The organism is Mycobacterium helveticum (assembly GCF_007714205.1).
Lineage (GTDB): Bacteria > Actinomycetota > Actinomycetes > Mycobacteriales > Mycobacteriaceae > Mycobacterium > Mycobacterium helveticum.
On the sequence record NZ_VMQU01000002.1, the window covers coordinates 1 to 17542 of the forward strand.

Annotated in this window: 15 protein-coding genes, 1 tRNA gene and 1 pseudogene; 11 read left to right on the forward strand and 6 right to left on the reverse strand. The window is 61.3% G+C overall.

Annotated features, from left to right (window positions below):
- Positions 1 to 779 (forward strand): annotated as a pseudogene (locus tag FPZ47_RS28845) (hypothetical protein); the annotation flags it as partial.
- A 73-nt stretch (positions 780 to 852) separates the two neighbouring features.
- On the opposite strand, the gene FPZ47_RS00490 reads toward FPZ47_RS28845, so the two are convergent.
- On the reverse strand, positions 853 to 1269 hold the full coding sequence (locus FPZ47_RS00490) for a type II toxin-antitoxin system VapC family toxin (RefSeq protein WP_007168492.1): 417 nt from the start codon (positions 1267 to 1269) through the stop codon (positions 853 to 855).
- Positions 1266 to 1517 carry a FitA-like ribbon-helix-helix domain-containing protein gene (locus tag FPZ47_RS00495; protein ID WP_007168493.1) on the reverse strand — a complete coding sequence of 84 codons (252 nt, stop codon included), beginning with the start codon at positions 1515 to 1517 and terminating at the stop codon, positions 1266 to 1268. Before FPZ47_RS00495 ends, FPZ47_RS00490 begins: the two co-directional genes overlap by 4 nt.
- Positions 1518 to 2318: 801 nt before the next feature.
- Between FPZ47_RS00495 and FPZ47_RS00505 the strand changes: the two genes are divergently transcribed.
- The 4 genes from FPZ47_RS00505 to FPZ47_RS00515 all read left to right on the forward strand — a co-directional run bounded on the left by FPZ47_RS00505 (position 2319) and on the right by FPZ47_RS00515 (position 4872).
- Positions 2319 to 2714: a hypothetical protein gene (locus FPZ47_RS00505; protein ID WP_007168495.1), complete on the forward strand. Its 396-nt coding sequence runs from the start codon at positions 2319 to 2321 to the stop codon at positions 2712 to 2714.
- Positions 2711 to 3382: an RES family NAD+ phosphorylase gene (locus FPZ47_RS00510; RefSeq protein WP_007168496.1), complete on the forward strand. Its 672-nt coding sequence runs from the start codon at positions 2711 to 2713 to the stop codon at positions 3380 to 3382. The genes FPZ47_RS00505 and FPZ47_RS00510 overlap by 4 nt, the downstream gene beginning before the upstream one ends.
- A gap of 317 nt (positions 3383 to 3699) precedes the next feature.
- Positions 3700 to 3758, forward strand: a tRNA-OTHER gene (locus FPZ47_RS28210).
- Positions 3759 to 4419: 661 nt separating this feature from the next.
- The gene (locus FPZ47_RS00515; RefSeq protein ID WP_036428428.1) at positions 4420 to 4872 is read left to right on the forward strand and encodes a hypothetical protein; all 453 of its coding nucleotides are present in this window, start codon (positions 4420 to 4422) and stop codon (positions 4870 to 4872) included.
- A gap of 81 nt (positions 4873 to 4953) precedes the next feature.
- On the opposite strand, the gene FPZ47_RS30880 is transcribed toward FPZ47_RS00515, so the two are convergent.
- The 3 genes from FPZ47_RS30880 to FPZ47_RS00530 are packed head-to-tail and all read right to left on the reverse strand — an operon-like array spanning position 4954 to position 7500.
- Positions 4954 to 5385, reverse strand: a complete 432-nt coding sequence (locus FPZ47_RS30880; RefSeq protein WP_008253491.1) for a type II CBASS E2 protein — start codon at positions 5383 to 5385, stop codon at positions 4954 to 4956.
- Positions 5357 to 6502, reverse strand: a complete 1146-nt coding sequence (locus tag FPZ47_RS00525) for a nucleotidyltransferase domain-containing protein (protein WP_101930846.1) — start codon at positions 6500 to 6502, stop codon at positions 5357 to 5359. The genes FPZ47_RS30880 and FPZ47_RS00525 overlap by 29 nt, the downstream gene beginning before the upstream one ends.
- A gap of 20 nt (positions 6503 to 6522) precedes the next feature.
- Positions 6523 to 7500 carry a CBASS cGAMP-activated phospholipase gene (locus tag FPZ47_RS00530; protein ID WP_151458148.1) on the reverse strand — a complete coding sequence of 326 codons (978 nt, stop codon included), beginning with the start codon at positions 7498 to 7500 and terminating at the stop codon, positions 6523 to 6525.
- Positions 7501 to 7659: 159 nt separating this feature from the next.
- Between FPZ47_RS00530 and FPZ47_RS00535 the strand changes: the two genes are divergently transcribed.
- Complete coding sequence (locus FPZ47_RS00535) at positions 7660 to 8688, forward strand: helix-turn-helix domain-containing protein (protein ID WP_008253494.1); 1029 nt, start codon at positions 7660 to 7662, stop codon at positions 8686 to 8688.
- A 425-nt stretch (positions 8689 to 9113) separates the two neighbouring features.
- Here the strand turns inward: FPZ47_RS00535 and FPZ47_RS00540 are convergent, their stop codons facing one another.
- Positions 9114 to 10280: a hypothetical protein gene (locus FPZ47_RS00540; protein ID WP_136244620.1), complete on the reverse strand. Its 1167-nt coding sequence runs from the start codon at positions 10278 to 10280 to the stop codon at positions 9114 to 9116.
- A 1004-nt stretch (positions 10281 to 11284) separates the two neighbouring features.
- Between FPZ47_RS00540 and FPZ47_RS00545 the strand changes: the two genes are divergently transcribed.
- From FPZ47_RS00545 to FPZ47_RS00565, 5 genes are all read left to right on the forward strand, one after another.
- The gene (locus FPZ47_RS00545) at positions 11285 to 12271 is read left to right on the forward strand and encodes a hypothetical protein (RefSeq protein ID WP_008253496.1); all 987 of its coding nucleotides are present in this window, start codon (positions 11285 to 11287) and stop codon (positions 12269 to 12271) included.
- Between the two features lie 65 nt (positions 12272 to 12336).
- Positions 12337 to 14571 carry a hypothetical protein gene (locus FPZ47_RS00550; RefSeq protein ID WP_008253497.1) on the forward strand — a complete coding sequence of 745 codons (2235 nt, stop codon included), beginning with the start codon at positions 12337 to 12339 and terminating at the stop codon, positions 14569 to 14571.
- Between the two features lie 263 nt (positions 14572 to 14834).
- Entirely contained in the window at positions 14835 to 15794 is a 960-nt protein-coding gene (locus tag FPZ47_RS00555) for a hypothetical protein (protein WP_008253498.1), read from the forward strand.
- 33 nt (positions 15795 to 15827) lie between these two features.
- Entirely contained in the window at positions 15828 to 16103 is a 276-nt protein-coding gene (locus tag FPZ47_RS00560) for a hypothetical protein (RefSeq protein ID WP_008253499.1), read from the forward strand.
- A 439-nt stretch (positions 16104 to 16542) separates the two neighbouring features.
- Positions 16543 to 17478, forward strand: a complete 936-nt coding sequence (locus FPZ47_RS00565; RefSeq protein WP_008253501.1) for a hypothetical protein — start codon at positions 16543 to 16545, stop codon at positions 17476 to 17478.
- Positions 17479 to 17542 lie beyond the last annotated feature (64 nt).

The following is a 17542-nucleotide window of genomic DNA, read 5'->3' on the forward strand; positions in this document are numbered from 1 at the left end:
CACGCGATGACCTTCATTCATCCGGCTACGACACGCCGGTCATCACCGGCTCGTACACCACTCTGCTGGACGCAACTGGGGAGAACTGGCACCGTGACGAATTGACCACCAAGATAGAGTTCAACCTACGCCCATCCGCTTACGATCAGAGATCTTCAGGGTCACCAATGTCCGATAAGGCACCGCGGCACAAGCCTGCAGAACGGATGACAGCGGAACAGCTCCGCCGAGCAGCCGACGCTTGCCGAGACCTCGACGATCCGACGTTGATGGCGAAGGCTTGGGACGAGCCACCGCCGCCCGATATGCAAGCTTCAACAAACACACCGCGTCAATTCGGCCAGCTACAGAATCTCTCAGTTTCCGACACCTTCGATAATCCGCTGCCTGACGTGGAAGTCGCTGCGTGGGAAGCCGATTGTCCCCTTAGGTCCCAGACTCCAACGCGGGCGTCCGCCTTACGAAATGCAACGTCGCAATTGTTACTCAATGGCCGGCGCGCCCTTGAACACCCCGGACTTGTCGTTGGACAGGTGCATTGTGAACGTACCGCGCAGCCAGGGCGTGTTTGGTGTTGTAATAGGAGACTCGTTATGCAGCCGGATCAGCAGATGATAGAAGCACTGGTCAATTTGGCGACGAACGGCGTGCTGGACCGCATCGGCAACCGTGCCAAGCGTGCGCGGAATTGCGGCAGTGGGGACTGCACCCGCACCATCCTGAGCCGGGGAGCCCGTTTGTCGGCGACGACGCCGCTTTTAAGGAGGCGTATCCCTTAGTGCCGGCGGGGGATGCGGCGGTTGTCCGTTATCACTGGATCTGGGGCATTCTCAATGAATCTGGGGCACGACGTCAGTCCCAGGGGTTGACCAGGTCGACGCCCGTTCCGTCGAAGTGGCGAGTATTGCGGGTAGCCACAGTTGCGTGCCGGGACGCGGCGATGCCGGCGATCTGCACATCACGAATTTCCACCGCACGCCCACCTCGTTGTTGGGTGGCGGCGATGGTCCCAGCGGCAAACGCAGCCGTCAGGTCGAAGGATTGCACACGACCATCAAGGTCTTCGTCGAGGAGTTGAGAAAAGATCTCGTCGAGCCGCTTGCGTCGGCGGCTTGGCGTCAAAAGTTCAATTCCAGTGCGTATCTCGAATACTGTTACCGATGTCGTCCAGATTGATTCGGTGGGCTGATTATCGAGCCATTCCACGACGGCCGGATCGGGTGTGTCCCGCATCAACGCGGAGAGCACATTGGTGTCCAGCACGATCATGATTCGTTGAACTGTGCCGGCTGGACGGGCTGTCCCCGCAGTTCGGGTATGTCCTCGGTCAGGCCCACGCCTTTGAAGCGTGACGCGATACGAGACCCGAGCCGCCCAGGCGGATTATCGACGTGCCGGACTGCGTTCCGTAAGATCTCGCGCACCTCCTCCTCGGTGCTGCGACCGTGTTGACGGGCTAGTCGCTGCAATTTGGCCTTGGTGTCGTCCTCAAGTTGACGGATGAGAATCTGCGCCACAGAGCGATGCTATCACGATATCGTTCAGATAGTGCGTTGACCTCGCCTTCATTGAGAATGCCCCAGATCCGGTTATAACGGACAGCGGTCACCGAGGAGTGTTTGATTCCGATGATGAGCGCCACGGAGAACCTGTACGCGGCCGCGTTGCTCGTAGATCAACGGACGACGACGAGGAACCTCTACGCGTCGTCCATAATGCAACTATGCCGTTCGGCGATGGAGACATCGGCGCGAACCATCTGGTTGCTCAGCGACCCCGACAGGAACGTACGGCGGGATCAACGGGACGCGGATTCGCTCGTGCCCGAGCGCATGGAGCCGACCATCGCACGGTGGATGAGTCTCTACGCCTAGGTGGCTCGGACGCGCTCGCCGATCTTCTCGTGGTGACGTTCGCGGCTTATCTGTAATCGTGTCACCCGCGACGGCTCGCGCCGCGGGTTGCGCATGGGCCCACTTATGGCTGTTGGAATGGCCACGGATTTGGCCACAGAACACGGTGGAACCGATGCGAACAAGAGGGACGGAGCGTCACAGCGGGAACGGCTGAACCTCGCTGACGTGCAGCTATGAGACCGTGCGCACTGGAGGAGACGGTGACCGGTTAGCTCATACCTTAGAGGTCGAATCGTGGCCAGTGAGCGGCGTCGTTGGCGGCATTTTTGCGCGAACATGCTGATTCAACGGCTCCAACCGCGAACCGTAGGCCAGGCCTGGTGGCTATCAGGTGTAGCTTCAGGGTGTGTTCTCAGGTGTTTATGTGGTAGCGTCTCAGGTAGATCAACGTGGAGGTGCGATATGCCAGTCTTGACCGTCTCTGCGGCGCAGCGGCTTGATGATGAGGCAGCGACGCTTTCGATCCGCGAGATCGCCGCGTATCTGCAAGAGGCCGTCGGCCAGCGCGTCGCGGCGGCGATGGCGGGCTTGGCTGACGCCAAGCAAATCGGCCGCTACGCGCGCAAGGGCGGCCCGGAACCTCACGGCGCGACCGAGCGCCGGTTACGTGAGGGCTACAAGGTCGTCAGGATGCTCGTCGATGCTTACGACGACAAGACGGCGCGGGCGTGGCTGTTTGGCACCAACACGCGCTTGGACGATCGCGCGCCGATCGAGGTGCTCGGTGCGGCGGTCGACACCGCGGAGTTCGCGATGGTTGTCCGGGCTGCACGGCAGGTCGCCAGCTTCCAGTCGTGATCGCGGCGCCCGAGCAGGGGCGAACCCTGTGGCGGGTCGGCTATTACGCTGACCCGCTCGGCTTCACTCCGCTGGAGCTGTACCAGTTCAGTCACCGTTTCGACGACGTCTACCGCCGGTTCCGCACGCTCTATTGTGCTGACTTGGCGGAAACGTGTCTTCGCGAGGTGCTAGCCGACTTCCGGCCGAACCTCGGCGCGCTGCGCCGCCATGTTGAGCGCTACGGACCTGAGGCTGCCCAAGACTTCACTGAGAAGCCGGTCACTGCGCAGTGGCGCATACAGCACGCCCTCGTTCCCACAGTCCTGAAGCTCGATGGCCCCTTGATCGATCTCACCGACGTGCCCACACGCCAGGAGATCGAGGATCGCCACGTCGAACTGCTGCTCGAGCACGACCTGCAGCACCTCGATCTGCGCGAGATCACCACCAGTCGCCGCGCCATCACGCAGACGATCGCCGCGGACCTTTTTGACCGAGGCGCCGGCGCCGTCCGGTTCCCGTCCCGCCTGGACGGCAACGCTTGCGTCGCACTCTTCGAGGGGCGCGGCACCGCGAGCTTGGCCGGAGACCCCATCGCGCTCACCGACCCGCCGCCCGAACCGCTCCTCAACGTCACCACGCCGTGGGGCCTAGTGCTTGAGCCAGCGCCGGTGAAACTGCTCTAGATTGGGATGCGCGCGGTGGTGCCCATCGGACCACACGCAAGCAAATTGGACTGCATCCAGCCTTTCAGTTGCGGTCGATAGTTCAGTTGGCGTCTCTATGAGATCCGCCGGGACCGCCGCGCTCTGTTCGGTAAGCGAAAACCATCGCACTAAGACTTCGCCCAAGTCCGCTTCTACCGACCAAGTAACCCGATCGGCTTGCCACGCAGATTGGGTTATCTCATGGGGCCAACATGGGGCCAACGAGCCAGACCGACTGATCCAACACGTCCGAATGCCGGTTGCGCTTCTGGTCTGACCGGCTGAAACACATTGGTGTAGGCCAGAACTCCGCCTGAAAAGCGGAAGGTCGGCGGTTCGATCCCGCCCCTGGCCACCGGATTGTTTACGCAGGTGAGAAGCGTATAAGAGTATGAACGTGGCGCCGGCGGGGCGGCCATGCGGTCCTTCTATGGGGCCAAATGGGGCCAGGTTGGGGCCGCACGACCTGGTTGCCGTCTGGCGGAAGGTCAACCAGCGAGTCAGACGCACGGCAATGCTGTCGAATTGCCCGTCGGCGCAGGTGTCGGCGGTCACCGTGATTCCCGCATGGCCCATCGCCCTGCAGCAACGGTTTGAGGTCGGCGCTGGCCCTGCCTGAAAGCGATGTGTGGGGACCCCATTGGTGTGGTGGATGCCAACGTGAGCGTCCGGCACCGATACACCGCGCCCGTTTGCCGCGACGGCGTGCCTCTGCGGGCTGCTGCTGCTCCTCGTCGCCTCCGCCGCGCGGCGCCGCCGCGAGAACTCGTTCAAGCCACGCTATGGCGCAGATCCAGACTGGGCAGAATTGTGCTCGGTTGAATCGTGCCGAGATTCAGGCTGAGCCGAGATCCGGCCAGTGCCAGGGAATTACGTGACGGACAACGGCTCAAACCTGGAATAGGCGTTGGTCATCCGTTGTGGAGCTGTTTTTCATGGATAACAGCGGTATTCCATGATCCATATCTAACTGGACTTGCCGGATTAATCGCTCACTCACCCGGCAGAATGGTGACATGACTACTCCGCAGGTGTGGGTGTCGACCACTTTCGCGCGAATCGAGTATGACGGCCAATCCCCAGGCGAACACTGGGAACTCGTCGGCACGATCAACACCAATCAGGAGCGCGACTTCTACACGTACATCCAAATTCTCCTCGGGCTCAGGCAAACCACTCGCGGACGGCCCGAGTTTTACCTGGACGGAGATCCGGTCAGCAGTTGGGTTCAAGCCACGCATCGAATGCCCTTCTGGGTCGCAATCGACCCTTGGGGCGAAATGCGCCCACATATCCACGGCGCTCGACCCACCTACTTCGTGAGCACCGGGCAAGCTGTTGTCACACAATTGACTCGGCGGGCACCTGAACCCCATCCCGGCCTCGCCGTCAAACCGGTCAAGGTTCCGATTCGCTTGAAGCGAACGAACGGCGAAGTCTTCGCAAAATGGGAGAAGACGGACGCCTGACCGGCGCCCACGACAGACCGCCAGCGCGCAGAGAATCGCGAGGAACTCTTGACGTTTTCGATGCTATAGCTCGGTGGGCGTTTACCCGAATCGGCTTGCTCTGTCGGCTCGGGTGGGATGGTAACCGCCACCGGTCCATTCGCCTGTGGCAAGCCAGATTTCATAGTGGAGTAGCCATTCGGCTGTCCATGGCACGATAGTGGTAGCGAGGAGCATGCCGTGCTGCCATTCGCCAGGAAAGTAGAGGCAGAGTTCGTTGCCCGAATAGACGTGGGGCAGGTGGGTCGCGCCGGGATGGAGTGCGAGAGTCGGTTCTACGATATGGACGTGGGGCGGTGTCCAGTGCGTGTATTGCATTCGTGCACTGTAGGTTTGGCTCGCCGGGGTGGGCTGGATCGGCACGATGCAGTCGAGTTGACCGCGCTTGATCCGTCCGCGGGCGTCGGGGATTGCTAATCGTACAGCGACGAGGTGTTGCGCCAGGTTAATGGCTCGGGTCGGGGTGCTGGCCATAGAAGTTGTGGGGAGGGACGGCGATCCCCGTCGCACTGGGTGCCAGCAGTCCGGTGGTGCCGAGGCGGAGTGATCGGTTTGTGGTGTGGCCGCGCATCCGCTGGCCGTATTTCAGGGTCGACTGCCGTATGGGCTCAGCGCCGAAGCTCTGCGCGAGCTGGGAGGCGACGGTCTGCAATCCCTTGCCCCGCAGGCTCAGTGCGTCGTCCAGGGTGTCGGCGAGGTCGCGTTGCCAGGCGTAATACGCCTTTCGGCGTTCCGGGTACTCCTTCCATTTGTCGACGAAGTTTTCTTCCTCGTGGGCGGGGTTGGCGACCCAGTTGACGCCGTTGCGGTCCTCGATGTAGCGGTTCATGCCGGCCAGCGCGTTACGTGTGGCAGTGAATAGGTCCGTTTCCCCGCGGTAGGCCTTGGCGGCCAGTGTAGTGATGAGGATCGAGGGAGGACGGTTGTCGGGATCGTCGGCAAAGTAGAGCATGCAGTGCCACTTGAGGACCTGTACGACGCGCTGCAAGGTGGTGCGGAATTCCCAGATGGGGACGTCCTCCACGTCGACGCCGCGTTGGGCTGCTGCGGTGATCACCTTGTTCTGCAGCTCCTGTGACCGTCTCCGGAACCAGTTGGCGTAGCCGATCGGGTCGCTGTGCTGCCAGTGGAACAGCTCTTTGTCGGTCAGCAGGATGCCGGTGGGCAGGTACTCGAGATCGGGGATTGCGGGCAGGACGTCGAGGTGGAACCCGTTGACGGGGTCATCGAGTGTCCAGCAGCGCCGTCGGGATTCGCAGGTCTTCAGCCCGCCAGGGTGCCCGTTGCGTTCTTTCCAGTCCAGGTAGCTGTGTAGGAGGTCGCCGACGTCTTGTTTGAGGCGCGCCTGGGTGGTGGCTTCCTTCGCGAGGAGCATCAAGAAGACCAGGTCGATGTCGAAGTCGCCGGTGAGGCTGTGCGGCCGCACGACTGTGCCGAGGCGGAATGAGCCTTGCGGGTATACCCGGCAGCGGTGTTCGCCATGCTCGGCCAGCCAGTTCCCGACCTCTTCATAGCTGGCGATGGCGAGGGCCTGGAGATGCGGTGGTATGTCGAGGGTTTCGACGGCGCCGCTGAGCAGCATCGACAGCATCTGTTCCATGGTGTCCATGTTTATTTCTCCTTGGGGGAGTGGTACGGGATGTATTGGGGGGCTGCGTGGTCGGCGAAGGTTCGGGTGAATTCCGGTGATGTGAGGCGGCTTTCGTGTCCGGCTCGGCCAATTAGGCCGTCCGCGTCGACCGAATCGAGCTTGACGAGCCCGGTCGGCACGGTGGAGTTGACCCGCAGTACATGATCCTGTCCCAGGAAGTGGCGGATCTGCTTGGTGGCGCAGTCGCTTTGGGCACGCATGAGTACATCGACGGCGTCGAGGGCCCACGGGATGAGTCCGCCTCGGTCGAGCCGCCGGCTGCGGTGGGGCAGGTCGGTCGTCGTGCCCACGCTGAAGATGCGCACAGCCTCAAGGGGTAAGCCGAGCGGGCCAATGGCCTCAGTGAGAGCCACCATGGATGGGTTATTCGCCCAGATACCGCCGTCGATCAGCCGCGCGCCGGCGAGCGCCTTGCCGGGGAAGTACGTAGGGGCAGCCGTGGTGGCCATGGCGACATCGACGGCCTTCTCACGCCAGTCGCGGACCAGCGTTGTCAAATGTGGCGTGCGGAACAGATGGACGTCATCGACACCGATGTCGTACGAAGTGATGAGCAATCGCTTCGTGCTGTGCCCGAACAGGCGATCGCCGAGAACCTCTCCAAGGGCGGCGCGCAGCGGCGCGGCGGAGTATTTCGTGCGCGAAATCCGTCTCAGCGACCGCAGCCGGGTCCGGTCCCGGAAGATCCGTGGACCATGTGCGACGTAGAACTCCAGGATGTCGCGCGGTGTCATACCCAGGCCCAAGCCCAGCGCGATGATGCCACCCGTGGAGGTTCCGGCGATCAGATCGAAGTGGTCAACGATGCGGATCCCGAGGTCCTCTTCAAGGCGCGCCAGCACCGCGGCCGTGTACATGCCGCGCAGGCCTCCACCATCCAGCGACAGGATCTGGAAGCGGCCAGGGGTCATCGGGGGGTCAGGCATCGGTGTCGTCAATGCTGCCTCCCCAGGGCGCTTGGTATATCCTGCACTTAATTTTAGCACATATTATTCTGTATCGAGTTCTGAGGGCGAATCCGCGAATCGCGACGAACCTGCAGCTAGGATGTACTCATGCGAGGCTCAGTAGCCTTCACGCAGTGAAGTGCAGGACTAATGGATGCATCGACGTTCGAACCGATCCGGCTCCGCGTCGGCCGCGAGCTGATCGGACTCAGTCAGAACCAGTTAGCTACCAAGGTCGGCTTGTCCCCGGCGGCGATTAGCCAGTTCGAGAGTGGGGCAACTCGGCCCAGCCCGGAAACCCTTGGTGCACTGGGTGCCGCCTTGGCCGTGCCGGTGGGATTCTTCGCTCGCCCTCTCGCCGAAACACACGAAGGCTTTTTCAGGGCGCTACGCCGTACCAACGTGACGGATCGTCGCCGGGCACGTGCTGTCGCCCATGTCGCGCATGATCTGGCCACCGCCGCGGCAGCAGCCGGCAGATTTCCATCGCTCGACGTTCCCAAGCTTCGGGTAACGGCCCTAGATGCTCCGATCGAGGACATTGAAGCCATCGCGCACCGCGTTCGCATTTCATGGGATCTGCCACGCGGTCCCATTGATGACGTGGTGCGACTTCTGGAAGCGCATGGCATCGTCGTCACACGGCTTCCGCTCGACAGCGCCGACGTCGATGCATTTTCGCTGCCTTTTCCCGATCATCCGGTGGTGGTGCTGGGTAGCGACAAGGCTGATCGGGCGCGATCCCGTTTTGATGGCTCCCACGAGCTTGGCCACCTCGTCATGCACGGTGAACAGATCTGGGGCATGAAGCAAGTCGAGACCCAGGCACATCAGTTCGCCGCGGCTTTTCTGATGCCCGCCAATGAGATTCGCGATCAACTACCAACAACCGTCGATTGGCCACGACTGTTCGCTCTCAAGCAGTGCTGGCAGGTGTCCCTCGCAGCACTGCTGATGCGAGCGCGCACTCTTGGCCGTATGAATGAGCGCACCTACTTGACTGCCGTCAAAACGGTGTCAGCTCGGGGCTGGCGTCGCCTCGAACCGGTACCACTCGGCGCCCCGGAACGTCCCGATTTGCTCACGAGTTTTCTTTCCACAGCCGAGGGCCGGAGAATCCGCAACGACCTTCCCGGCCGCGTGGTTGACAGCATTGCGATCGCTAACAATGTTGCCTAGCAATGAAAACGGCTCGGTAGTGGGAGAGTTTGCTTGCAAGCCCCGCAGTGAATGGGCGATGCCGGAAGCGGTAGCTCGTGATCGAATAACAATAGGATATCTATCTAATTTCGCGAAACATGATGCCACACAGCAGGATTGACCGTACATAAGCGTCACAGTGACGTATCGACTGCCTACCGGGCCCTCCGGAGCATCGCAGTTGATTCTTGTCACCGGTCGGCCCGTGCATCTTCGTGGGCATTGGCTGCGCGGAGCGCCTCAAGATACTGCGCGGGTGAACGCCAAGGATTGTTGGACTCGGCCAGCGCCTGATGTATCGAGGGGTCCGGGGTGGACGCGGAGTGGGATAGGTCAGGCATCAAACGCTAGAAGGCCAAGCGGCACAGCGGCTTTCTACTCACATTGGCGCGAGTGCTAGCCGCCTACGGCGTCGGCAGACCGGCAAGCCAGTCCATCAGATCCCCTGGGCGCCGAGGAAGGAAAGTCTCGAAGAACTTGAGCTCGCGGCTGCTCACCAGCTGGTTTCGGGCGGCCTTATCGATGAAGGCCGCATCGCAATAGGGCATCGCGATCGCGAGGGCGTCGATGTCCTGAAGGTCGTTCGTCGTCCATGCGTGGCGACGATCGCTGTGGTATCGCTCCTTTACCGACGCGGCGACGCGGGTTGAGGGCATCCCGTCGTTGAAATTCCTTATCTTGGCGAGGCATTCAGACTTCGGGGGATCCTGGATCTCGAGAATCTGGGACAGCGCCAGTCCCGTGGCTGTCTGGGCCCGGTCGACCAGGTGTCCGAGCTCGACGTACAGCTCGTTGGCGTTGATCACGTCGCGCAACTTAGTCTGCCGAAGCGCTGGATCCGCATCCAGCTTGCTGACGAGGTCGTTCTCCCGCTTGGCCCGCTGCTTGAGCATGTCGCGCCAGCCGTCGAGGCTGTATCCGGCCCGGAGCAGGGCGGGGTCATCGTGGTCGTCGGGTCCGGTGACCAACTGGCGCATCGCCCACCGATTCAGGCTCGCCATTGGGTCAGCGCCTGTGTCTATACCCATGTCGTGACAGATCTTTTCGGCCCACCACGATGCTTCCTCTGCGGTGGTTCCGTCGAAGACGATGCCGCCCTTCTTGCCGAATGCATGCAGCATGTGCGTTCCGACAAGCGGGATGTGGCCCTGCGGGGCGATCGTCATGGTCGGCAGATCGTTGAGCGCGGCTTCGAACTCGAGCTCCATGATCTGGGGGCGTCCGAGGAGGAAGTTGAACTCGGACAATTCCTCCATCACCGCTACGACGTCCCGGCGCTGCGCGACGCTGGCGATTTTGTAGATCTCCAGGACGTGCGTCGACGACAGCGGGAACATCGCGCGGCCGTCGGCCAGCGCCTGCCGACAGGCCGCGAAGAGGTCCTTGTAGCCGGGTGGAGCGGTCCCCACCGCGACTTTCGCCAGGTTGATGTAGGCGAATGTGTCCAGGTACACGAGAGCTGGCGGCCTGGACGGCAGGGCCAGATCGCTGGGCCAGACGACGCCGGCGCGGACTCCGTAGGCAGTGGGCAACAGCCCCATCCCCTCTTGCGCATGGCTGAACGTCGACAATGATCCTCCGTAAAGGAGGGACGGCGCAAACTATTTTCGCGGTGGTCACCGCGATGTTCTAGAACGGCACCCGCATGATGTCCCGGCGGTCCCGGTTCGTGATCGGCCGCCGCCGACCGCAAGCGGCGGAAGCGGTTTCCCTGGGGCTTCCAGGTGGGTGGAACGCCAACAGCGCCCAGTGGCTGAGGGTCGCGGCCATCAATTCCGCGATCGATGCCCCGCGGTGGCTTGTCCCAGGCGAATCTCCTAGTCAGGTAGCGGTTTTGAGCAGAGGCCACCGACTCGTTGAACTATTGCTGGCCGCAGTGACTGATCTGGCCGGCCACCGCGACTTCCAGGAAACCCCCGCAGGCCGCGAGTTCGGCGATGTTGGTCATCACCGGCTCGAGGCTGCGCGCGGGTACCGACAAGCTGTGTGCCGCGGCGCATTTCGCCCCGCTGATCAGATGTGCTACACCACCGGGAAGGCGTATGCCGGACGAATCCCTGGGACTCCGGCCCATCCTTTGCACTCGATCCAGACCCAGCAGTAGTCGGGCGGTTCAGCCTCGTCGCAGTAGAAGTCGCTGACGATGCCTGCTCTGCACGCACGAAACCGTCGTGGTTGCTCTTCACGACCGTGCCGCAGCTCGGCGCGGCCTCACGGTCAGGGCCGCTCATGCAGAGCATCAAACTTTGGGTTTCCTCAGTGGCGCGCGGTGCGCCCGAATATTTCCGACACCCAACACGCTGACACCGTTAGGCTTAGCGGCTATGCATGATCTCGACGCGATCGATGAGGAACGCCGGCTGTCGAAGGCGTTGCGCTGGTCGGTCCGCGAGCACGGCGGTGAACCTACGAGCGTAAATGGGCTACTCGACGAGCGACTTTCTTGGTCTCGGGGTGCACAGTGACGACGCCACCGGCACCGCAGTCAACACCAGTAGCGTCATCACCGTCGCCGACACGGACGATATGGCCCGGCATCGGGCGCGGGCTAGCCCATGAGGATCTCCCGAAGCATTTGTTCACCGTGGCGGCTATGCACGCCCGACGCGCGCTGGCCGCCGCTGAGGAACCGCTCGATCAGCTCGACCGAGCCGCCTCGATAGGCACCTCCGTTGAACTGTTGGCGAAGGCGGCACTCACACTAATCTCACCGACGCTGATCGCTGAAAAGGATCCCAGGACTCTCCTGATGTACTCGGGCGTGCAGGTGCCGGGTATGTCGGCGCACGAAGCGAAGACGAAACTGGTTGGGGACTGTTTGCTGATCTTGAAGCACTCACATTCAGTGAACTTCAACCCTCAAGCGGACCAAAAGGTGCTCACCGTAAGAAATCTCGCGCTGCATAGCGGTCAGGTCGATAACACGGCGTTCAATGAAGCGCTCACGATCATGACCCGGTTGAACGAGGAAATTCTCGGAGTCATCGCGGCCCATGACGCCACTCTCGACCGAGCCACCTTCTGGGGCGCAGACTTGCTCGCTCAGGTCGACGAGAGACTCAAAGAGGTGCAGCAGGCTAGAATGCTTGCGCTAGAAGAGCTTAAAGCCGCCGCCAGGCGCATCTTCGATCGTCTAACACAGATGGGCTTCAGCGACGACGCACTCCTAGAACTCGCCGACCGAGACCCCGGGATCGACGATCCGGCCATGAGTAGCGCACCAGACTACGATCCTGAGCGACGTGAATGTCCAGCGTGCGGATACAACGGATGGCTCGGCTACGGTGTGACACACCGGGGCACGATGTACACTGAAACTGACGACATCGGTCATGATGCCTGGCACCTCGTCGATGTGACTATCGAGGCCCGCCAATTTGCTTGCGGGGTATGCCGTTTGGCACTACCTGCCGACTTACTCGATCTTGAGGGTATGGACGATGTTCGTGACATCACTCTCGAGGCCACGCAGGAAGAAATCGACGCGCGCGAGCAATACGAAATCGACAGCTATCTCGAGGACGAGTATCGGCGAAGGCAAGAAGAGGGCTGGCACGGTTGAAGCACCAGACCGCGACAACCTCGAACTAAGGCCGTCCGCGTTGCCTGGGCGATGAGGTGTGAATCATGGCGAACTTTAAGATGACGAATGAGCGCCTGTTAGTCGACGAACTCAATCTGCAGCTTCAGTACGACAAACCGATCACAAGCACGGGTGCCACCATGACGTTGCCGGCCGCATCGGCAGACCTCACCGACTGGATAACCGATAGCCGTCAGTTCGTATCACAGCAGTATGCCGACTGGAAACAGGTGATGGCTGACTTCAGCGCCAGCGTCAAAGAGACGGGACCAAAGTTGACCAGGCATGTCGAGACGATTACGGCTCAGATCGAACTACTGTTTCCAATGCTCATAACGTCGACTCCTCCCGCAACGCCAGCATCGCCCATCGCGACCTTCCTACGAAAGCTACTACCGCACAACGTCTCTGATGGCATCGCTCAATCGGTCACTTCACGCCTGGAGAAGTTGATCCCCCATCCGCCTACGACAAAAGTAGAAGTTCACTTTACTCTCGACGTCAATGTGCGCGAAGCTATCCGTCTAGGCCTCGAACAGCTCAGCGTCGAATTAGCCTCCCATGGAGCTATTCTCGCTGCATGGCACGACCTTTGGACGTCCGCTGACAATGTGAAGCGTCCCGTGGACCAGATAGCATTCCGCCGGGACACGCTTGCCGCAATTGCCCAGCGCAGAAACCTAGATGTATTTGGGCCGTTCGGCCTATTCGCAGACTTGCGCGGCCTCGTTGGGAACTCCTTCGACAGGGTCCAGGAGGAGCTCGACACGGAGGCTGGGGTCCAGCATGCTCCGACACTCACCAAAGACAAAAGCAAGGAACCGCTTTGGCGACGATTGCAGCTTTGTGGCAACGTTCTCACTCGCGAGCCTGAACGCGCCGACTGCATCGTCTGGTTACGACTCGAACCTGCGACGTTGCCGCAGAATGAGGTTAGCCATGGCCAAGTCACGTTCTACAACGCTGCATTTCTAACTTCTGCGATCGGAGATCCGTCAACGGCTGGCAATTTCAAGGTCTCGCCGGTGGAGCTGCTCAACCTCCCCCCAGCCGAGGCGGCCCCATTGCGCAAAGGCGACCAGGCCTGGGAGTCAGACTGGCGCCAGGCGTATGCGCGAGTCGTATTGCCTAACATTGAGATCCACGCAGCAGAATCCCGAGCCAGGTCGCTCGTTGAGGCGCTCAAGGTGGCAAACCGAACCGAGAAGGGCTCTTGGCAGACCATGAACGGAGCGATTCTCTTTGTCGGCAGAAGTCCTTCTACCCTCCTTGATTGGGGCCCAAAGGAAGACATTCCGGACATGTACTACCCGGATCACGATCGCTTCGGCTACGACGTCGAGCAGATGGCGCCGAACAAGCGGACGCTTGATGCGGGCTCTCTCCATGATCTTGAGGATGTCATTGCGATGGACAGGACGTTGTCGCTGGCGGTACGCGAAGGTCCTCAGGCTACGGTCATGGCCGCGGTGCGCGCTATTGAGCACATGAACACCTGGACAACCGGTGGGAAGACGTACTGGTCCGACTTCGTGTCTGACTACTTCAAGAAGGCCCAAAGTCGCAGTCGTGTAATTCATTTCATAAATAACTTCTCAATACTCGCAATCAAGTGGTGCGTGAATGACATCAAGCCAGATGCTGCCCTGAGGCAGCGCATCAACCAAATTCGTTCCGCGATAGAGAGTTCTATGGGACCGCACACGGCATACGACCGCGTCGCGGCGGCTGGCCATGTCGTCGAACTGCACAAGATCTATGCCGACGCCGACCACAGGCTAGCGAGAGGACTGGGAGAGCTCGAAAGCATACTGGAAACTCCGACTTCGATGTCCAGGCACCTAGATGCAGAAGGCGAGACGTTCGACCGCCAGCTGCGTCGACTGAAGCGGTTGCGCAACTGTGCGATTCACGGAGGGCCTGTCTCAGAAGCCGGTTGCCAATCGGTATCGATTTTTGCGCAGACGCTGGCGTACCGGTGCCTCAATGAGGCGTTGAAAGCACTGTTAATGGGTGCGACGATACCGACGCACATGGAAGACTACCGCGAGGATAGCCTGGCTCGGTACGACCGGATTCAACGCAACGGTGTCATCAACGACTTCTTCTTGAGCCAACCCGCCTCACCCTCCGGGAAAACGGCAGCCTTGAATCACGCTACACCCCTGCGCATCTTACGCAGCACCGTTTTCGGAGTCACCGTTTTCAGAGTGACCGGCGCGCCTGCCCTACGTAGCCCCTTCGTGATCGATGCGTACTCCCGCTCCCGTGCCGAATAGTGTTCGGGTGACTCGAATTCCACACCGCCGCGGACCGGCATTCCTGGCCAAGTTCTCGTGTCTAATCGCGCTGCTGACTGCCGCGGCTGCGGCATGGAAGTAGACGTTGGGGATGTTGGTGCCCCAGCAGGCGGCGCTCGACGCGGACGAAGCGGAGAAGGCGGCTGCCGCGGTGCGCGCCGACCAACAACACGAATGGGTGCGAGCACGCGACGAGCGTGGCTGTACGGCGAATACCCTCCCGCGACGTAGGCTCGGACTCTGTGCTTGATCCCAGTAGCGGCACGTCCGTCGCCGCGCTCATCGTCTCGATTTGCAGCGCAGCAGTCGCGCTCCTCGGTTTCCTGGCCAATCTCGCACTCTACAAGCTCTCCGGAGCGCGGCTCAAGGTCCAGCTGGTGTTCTGCTACGCCGATGAGGGCGGGCGACAAACGTGGAGCACAATGGCACGTGGACGGCCCGCCTTCACAGACATCGCCCGATCCGGGATGGACCGCATGTCTTCGTTCGGCATCGAGTATGGCCGAATAAGAGTCACCAACGTTGGCCGCACAGCGGTCTCGGTCGAGAACATCTCCTACGAGGTCCGGCGCCGCTATCGCTGGACCCCAAGGCGACGGCGCTCAACACTCCAGCCCTGGCAGTTTCTTCAGAAAGAAACCGATCCGAAGGATCTGAAGCTCGACCTGTCGAACCCCATCCGCCTCGAGCCCGGCGGCCATGTCACTGCGGAGCTCTACCTGTGGCCAACTCTCGCCGCCCACAACCACGGCACCGGCGCCATCTCCGTGCGCGGATCAGCCCACGCGGTAGGCCGCAAATGGGCCACACGATCGAAGCGGCGTTCGGCCTGGAAGATCCCCGCCGGCTCCTCCACCTACTTCACCGACGTCGACGTCACGCCTGAACTCAGAGCATTCCGCGAACTCTGGTTCCACAGACACCGCGCACGAATTAGTGCCTCATGGGCGCTGATGATGTACCGCGAGATCAACAAGCGCCTCGCCGAAGGAGCGACCGGCGAAGAAATCCACGAATACCTCGATGAGGGAATGAGGGGCCTCGACGACGACAGCAAGTTCATGGGCAACGTCATGGTGGCCTTCAATGTGTATCGCGAGTACCACACGGAGACGCCGCCACCGGCGCTCGGCCGCCTACAGCGAGCACTGTACGGCCAGACAGGCATACCACCCTGGCGGAAATCATCTCTGCAACGTTGATAGCGGCTCGAAAGACCGCCTACGCTCGAACCCGTGCCCGCACCTGACATTTTCAACTTCGACGACAGCAACCTCGCTACCTACGACCCGAAGAAAATCAACAGGGTCCTCAGCGAGCAGCCCGCGCTGTACATCAACCATCTGCGCATAGCGCGCAGCATCGCAGGATGGGCCGACCGGCTCGACGCGGACGCGACAACCTCAGGTGCAGAGTTCCAGAGAGGCTACGCCAAGGCGCTCCGCGAAATCGCCGCGCATCTGCGCCAGGCGGACTACGTCGAGGGCGGCCCGATGATCGTCGAGCACTAGCGCAGCTTGAAATCCCCGTCTGCTGGAAGTGTACGGAACGGCGGCGCCCAAAAACGAAGGCGTTTTGCAGGCACGGTAAGGCGTCACTGATAAGGGACCGGGAACCGGTGCGGCTTGTAGATGCTGTGGTCGACCCGCTGTCATTTCCCGGACTGGCTCCTTCGCAGCAGCTCCGCGAGGGTAGCGACATCGACGGCTGAGAGGCCCACCGGCATCACCTGCCCCGGACGACGAGATGCCGCCGGGTTTATGAGTACCTTCCCGCTCGAGGCCCAACGCTGTATAGAAAAATGGCCGCCGCGACGGCTGGGCTGGCATGATCACCGAACTTGTCGGTGTCGGCGAATAGTGTTGCCGACATGTGGGATGACCGCACCATCGGCTGCGACCTTGCCCTACGGCGCGAAATCCGCCAAATCAGGATCGCCCGGGTGTCGGGGTGACGCTCATCCAGACCCTGATCACCGACGACCTGATCATCCAGGTCGCTGATCGTCGGTTAACGAATGCCGCCACTGGCATGCTGGTCGATGACCAGTACACGAAGCTCGTCTGCTGGAACTTCAACTTCTCGATCGGCTTCACCGGCCTTGCCCGGATTGATCGCGCGCAGAGGAGGTCGACGTCGGAATGGATTGCCGAAACGATTTGTGATTACGGCCTATTCGAAGATGGAGTTGCGGCGCTAGCCCGCGTCGCTTCGGAACGGGTCGGCAAGCTGCCCAAGGCATGGCCCGATAAGCGGCTCGGCATCCTGGTCGCGGGTTTCGACGGCCGCACCGACCCGTTGGTCGCCGAGATCGCCAACTTTGAGGCTGGCGGCCCCATGCCCGGGGACCCCACGAATTTCACCGTCAAGCGAGTTAGCAGGCTACAGGGGAGGGCTGTGGGTTACCGGATCACCGGAGCTGGATTAACCGAGAAGTGGCAGCATCAGATGCTGATCCAACGTGTACCGCGCGCGCTTCGGAAGCCGAAACCCGAAGGTGTGACCTACGCGGTTAAGCTGATGGTCGCGGTGCAGCGCAGCATCGCCAAGACAAACTCCAGGGTTGGTACCGACGCGATGGCCGTCACGATTCCCCGCACAACCTTCGGTGAGCGGATCTTGGCGCACCTCAACGGCGGCAGGATCATGACGAAAGTCGATAGCAACATCATTGGCGGGACTGGGGGACCTGAGTTCACCTACTTCGATACCGAGGGCTTCGACTACCGCCAATTCGGCCCCCACACCGCGGGAAACGGGATGGCTGTCGCCGACCTCATGAGCACGGCGGATCCCGACAACCCCGACTACCAGTCAGTCAGCATCCGAATCCTCAAGTGGCCGAAGCCTCCTGCGCAATCGGGAGCCCGCACACAGCCTGGGTAAATTGACGGCAGTCGTAGTTCGGTAGTGCTTTCGCTCGCGTTGGCCACGATCCGCAGGTCCGTAT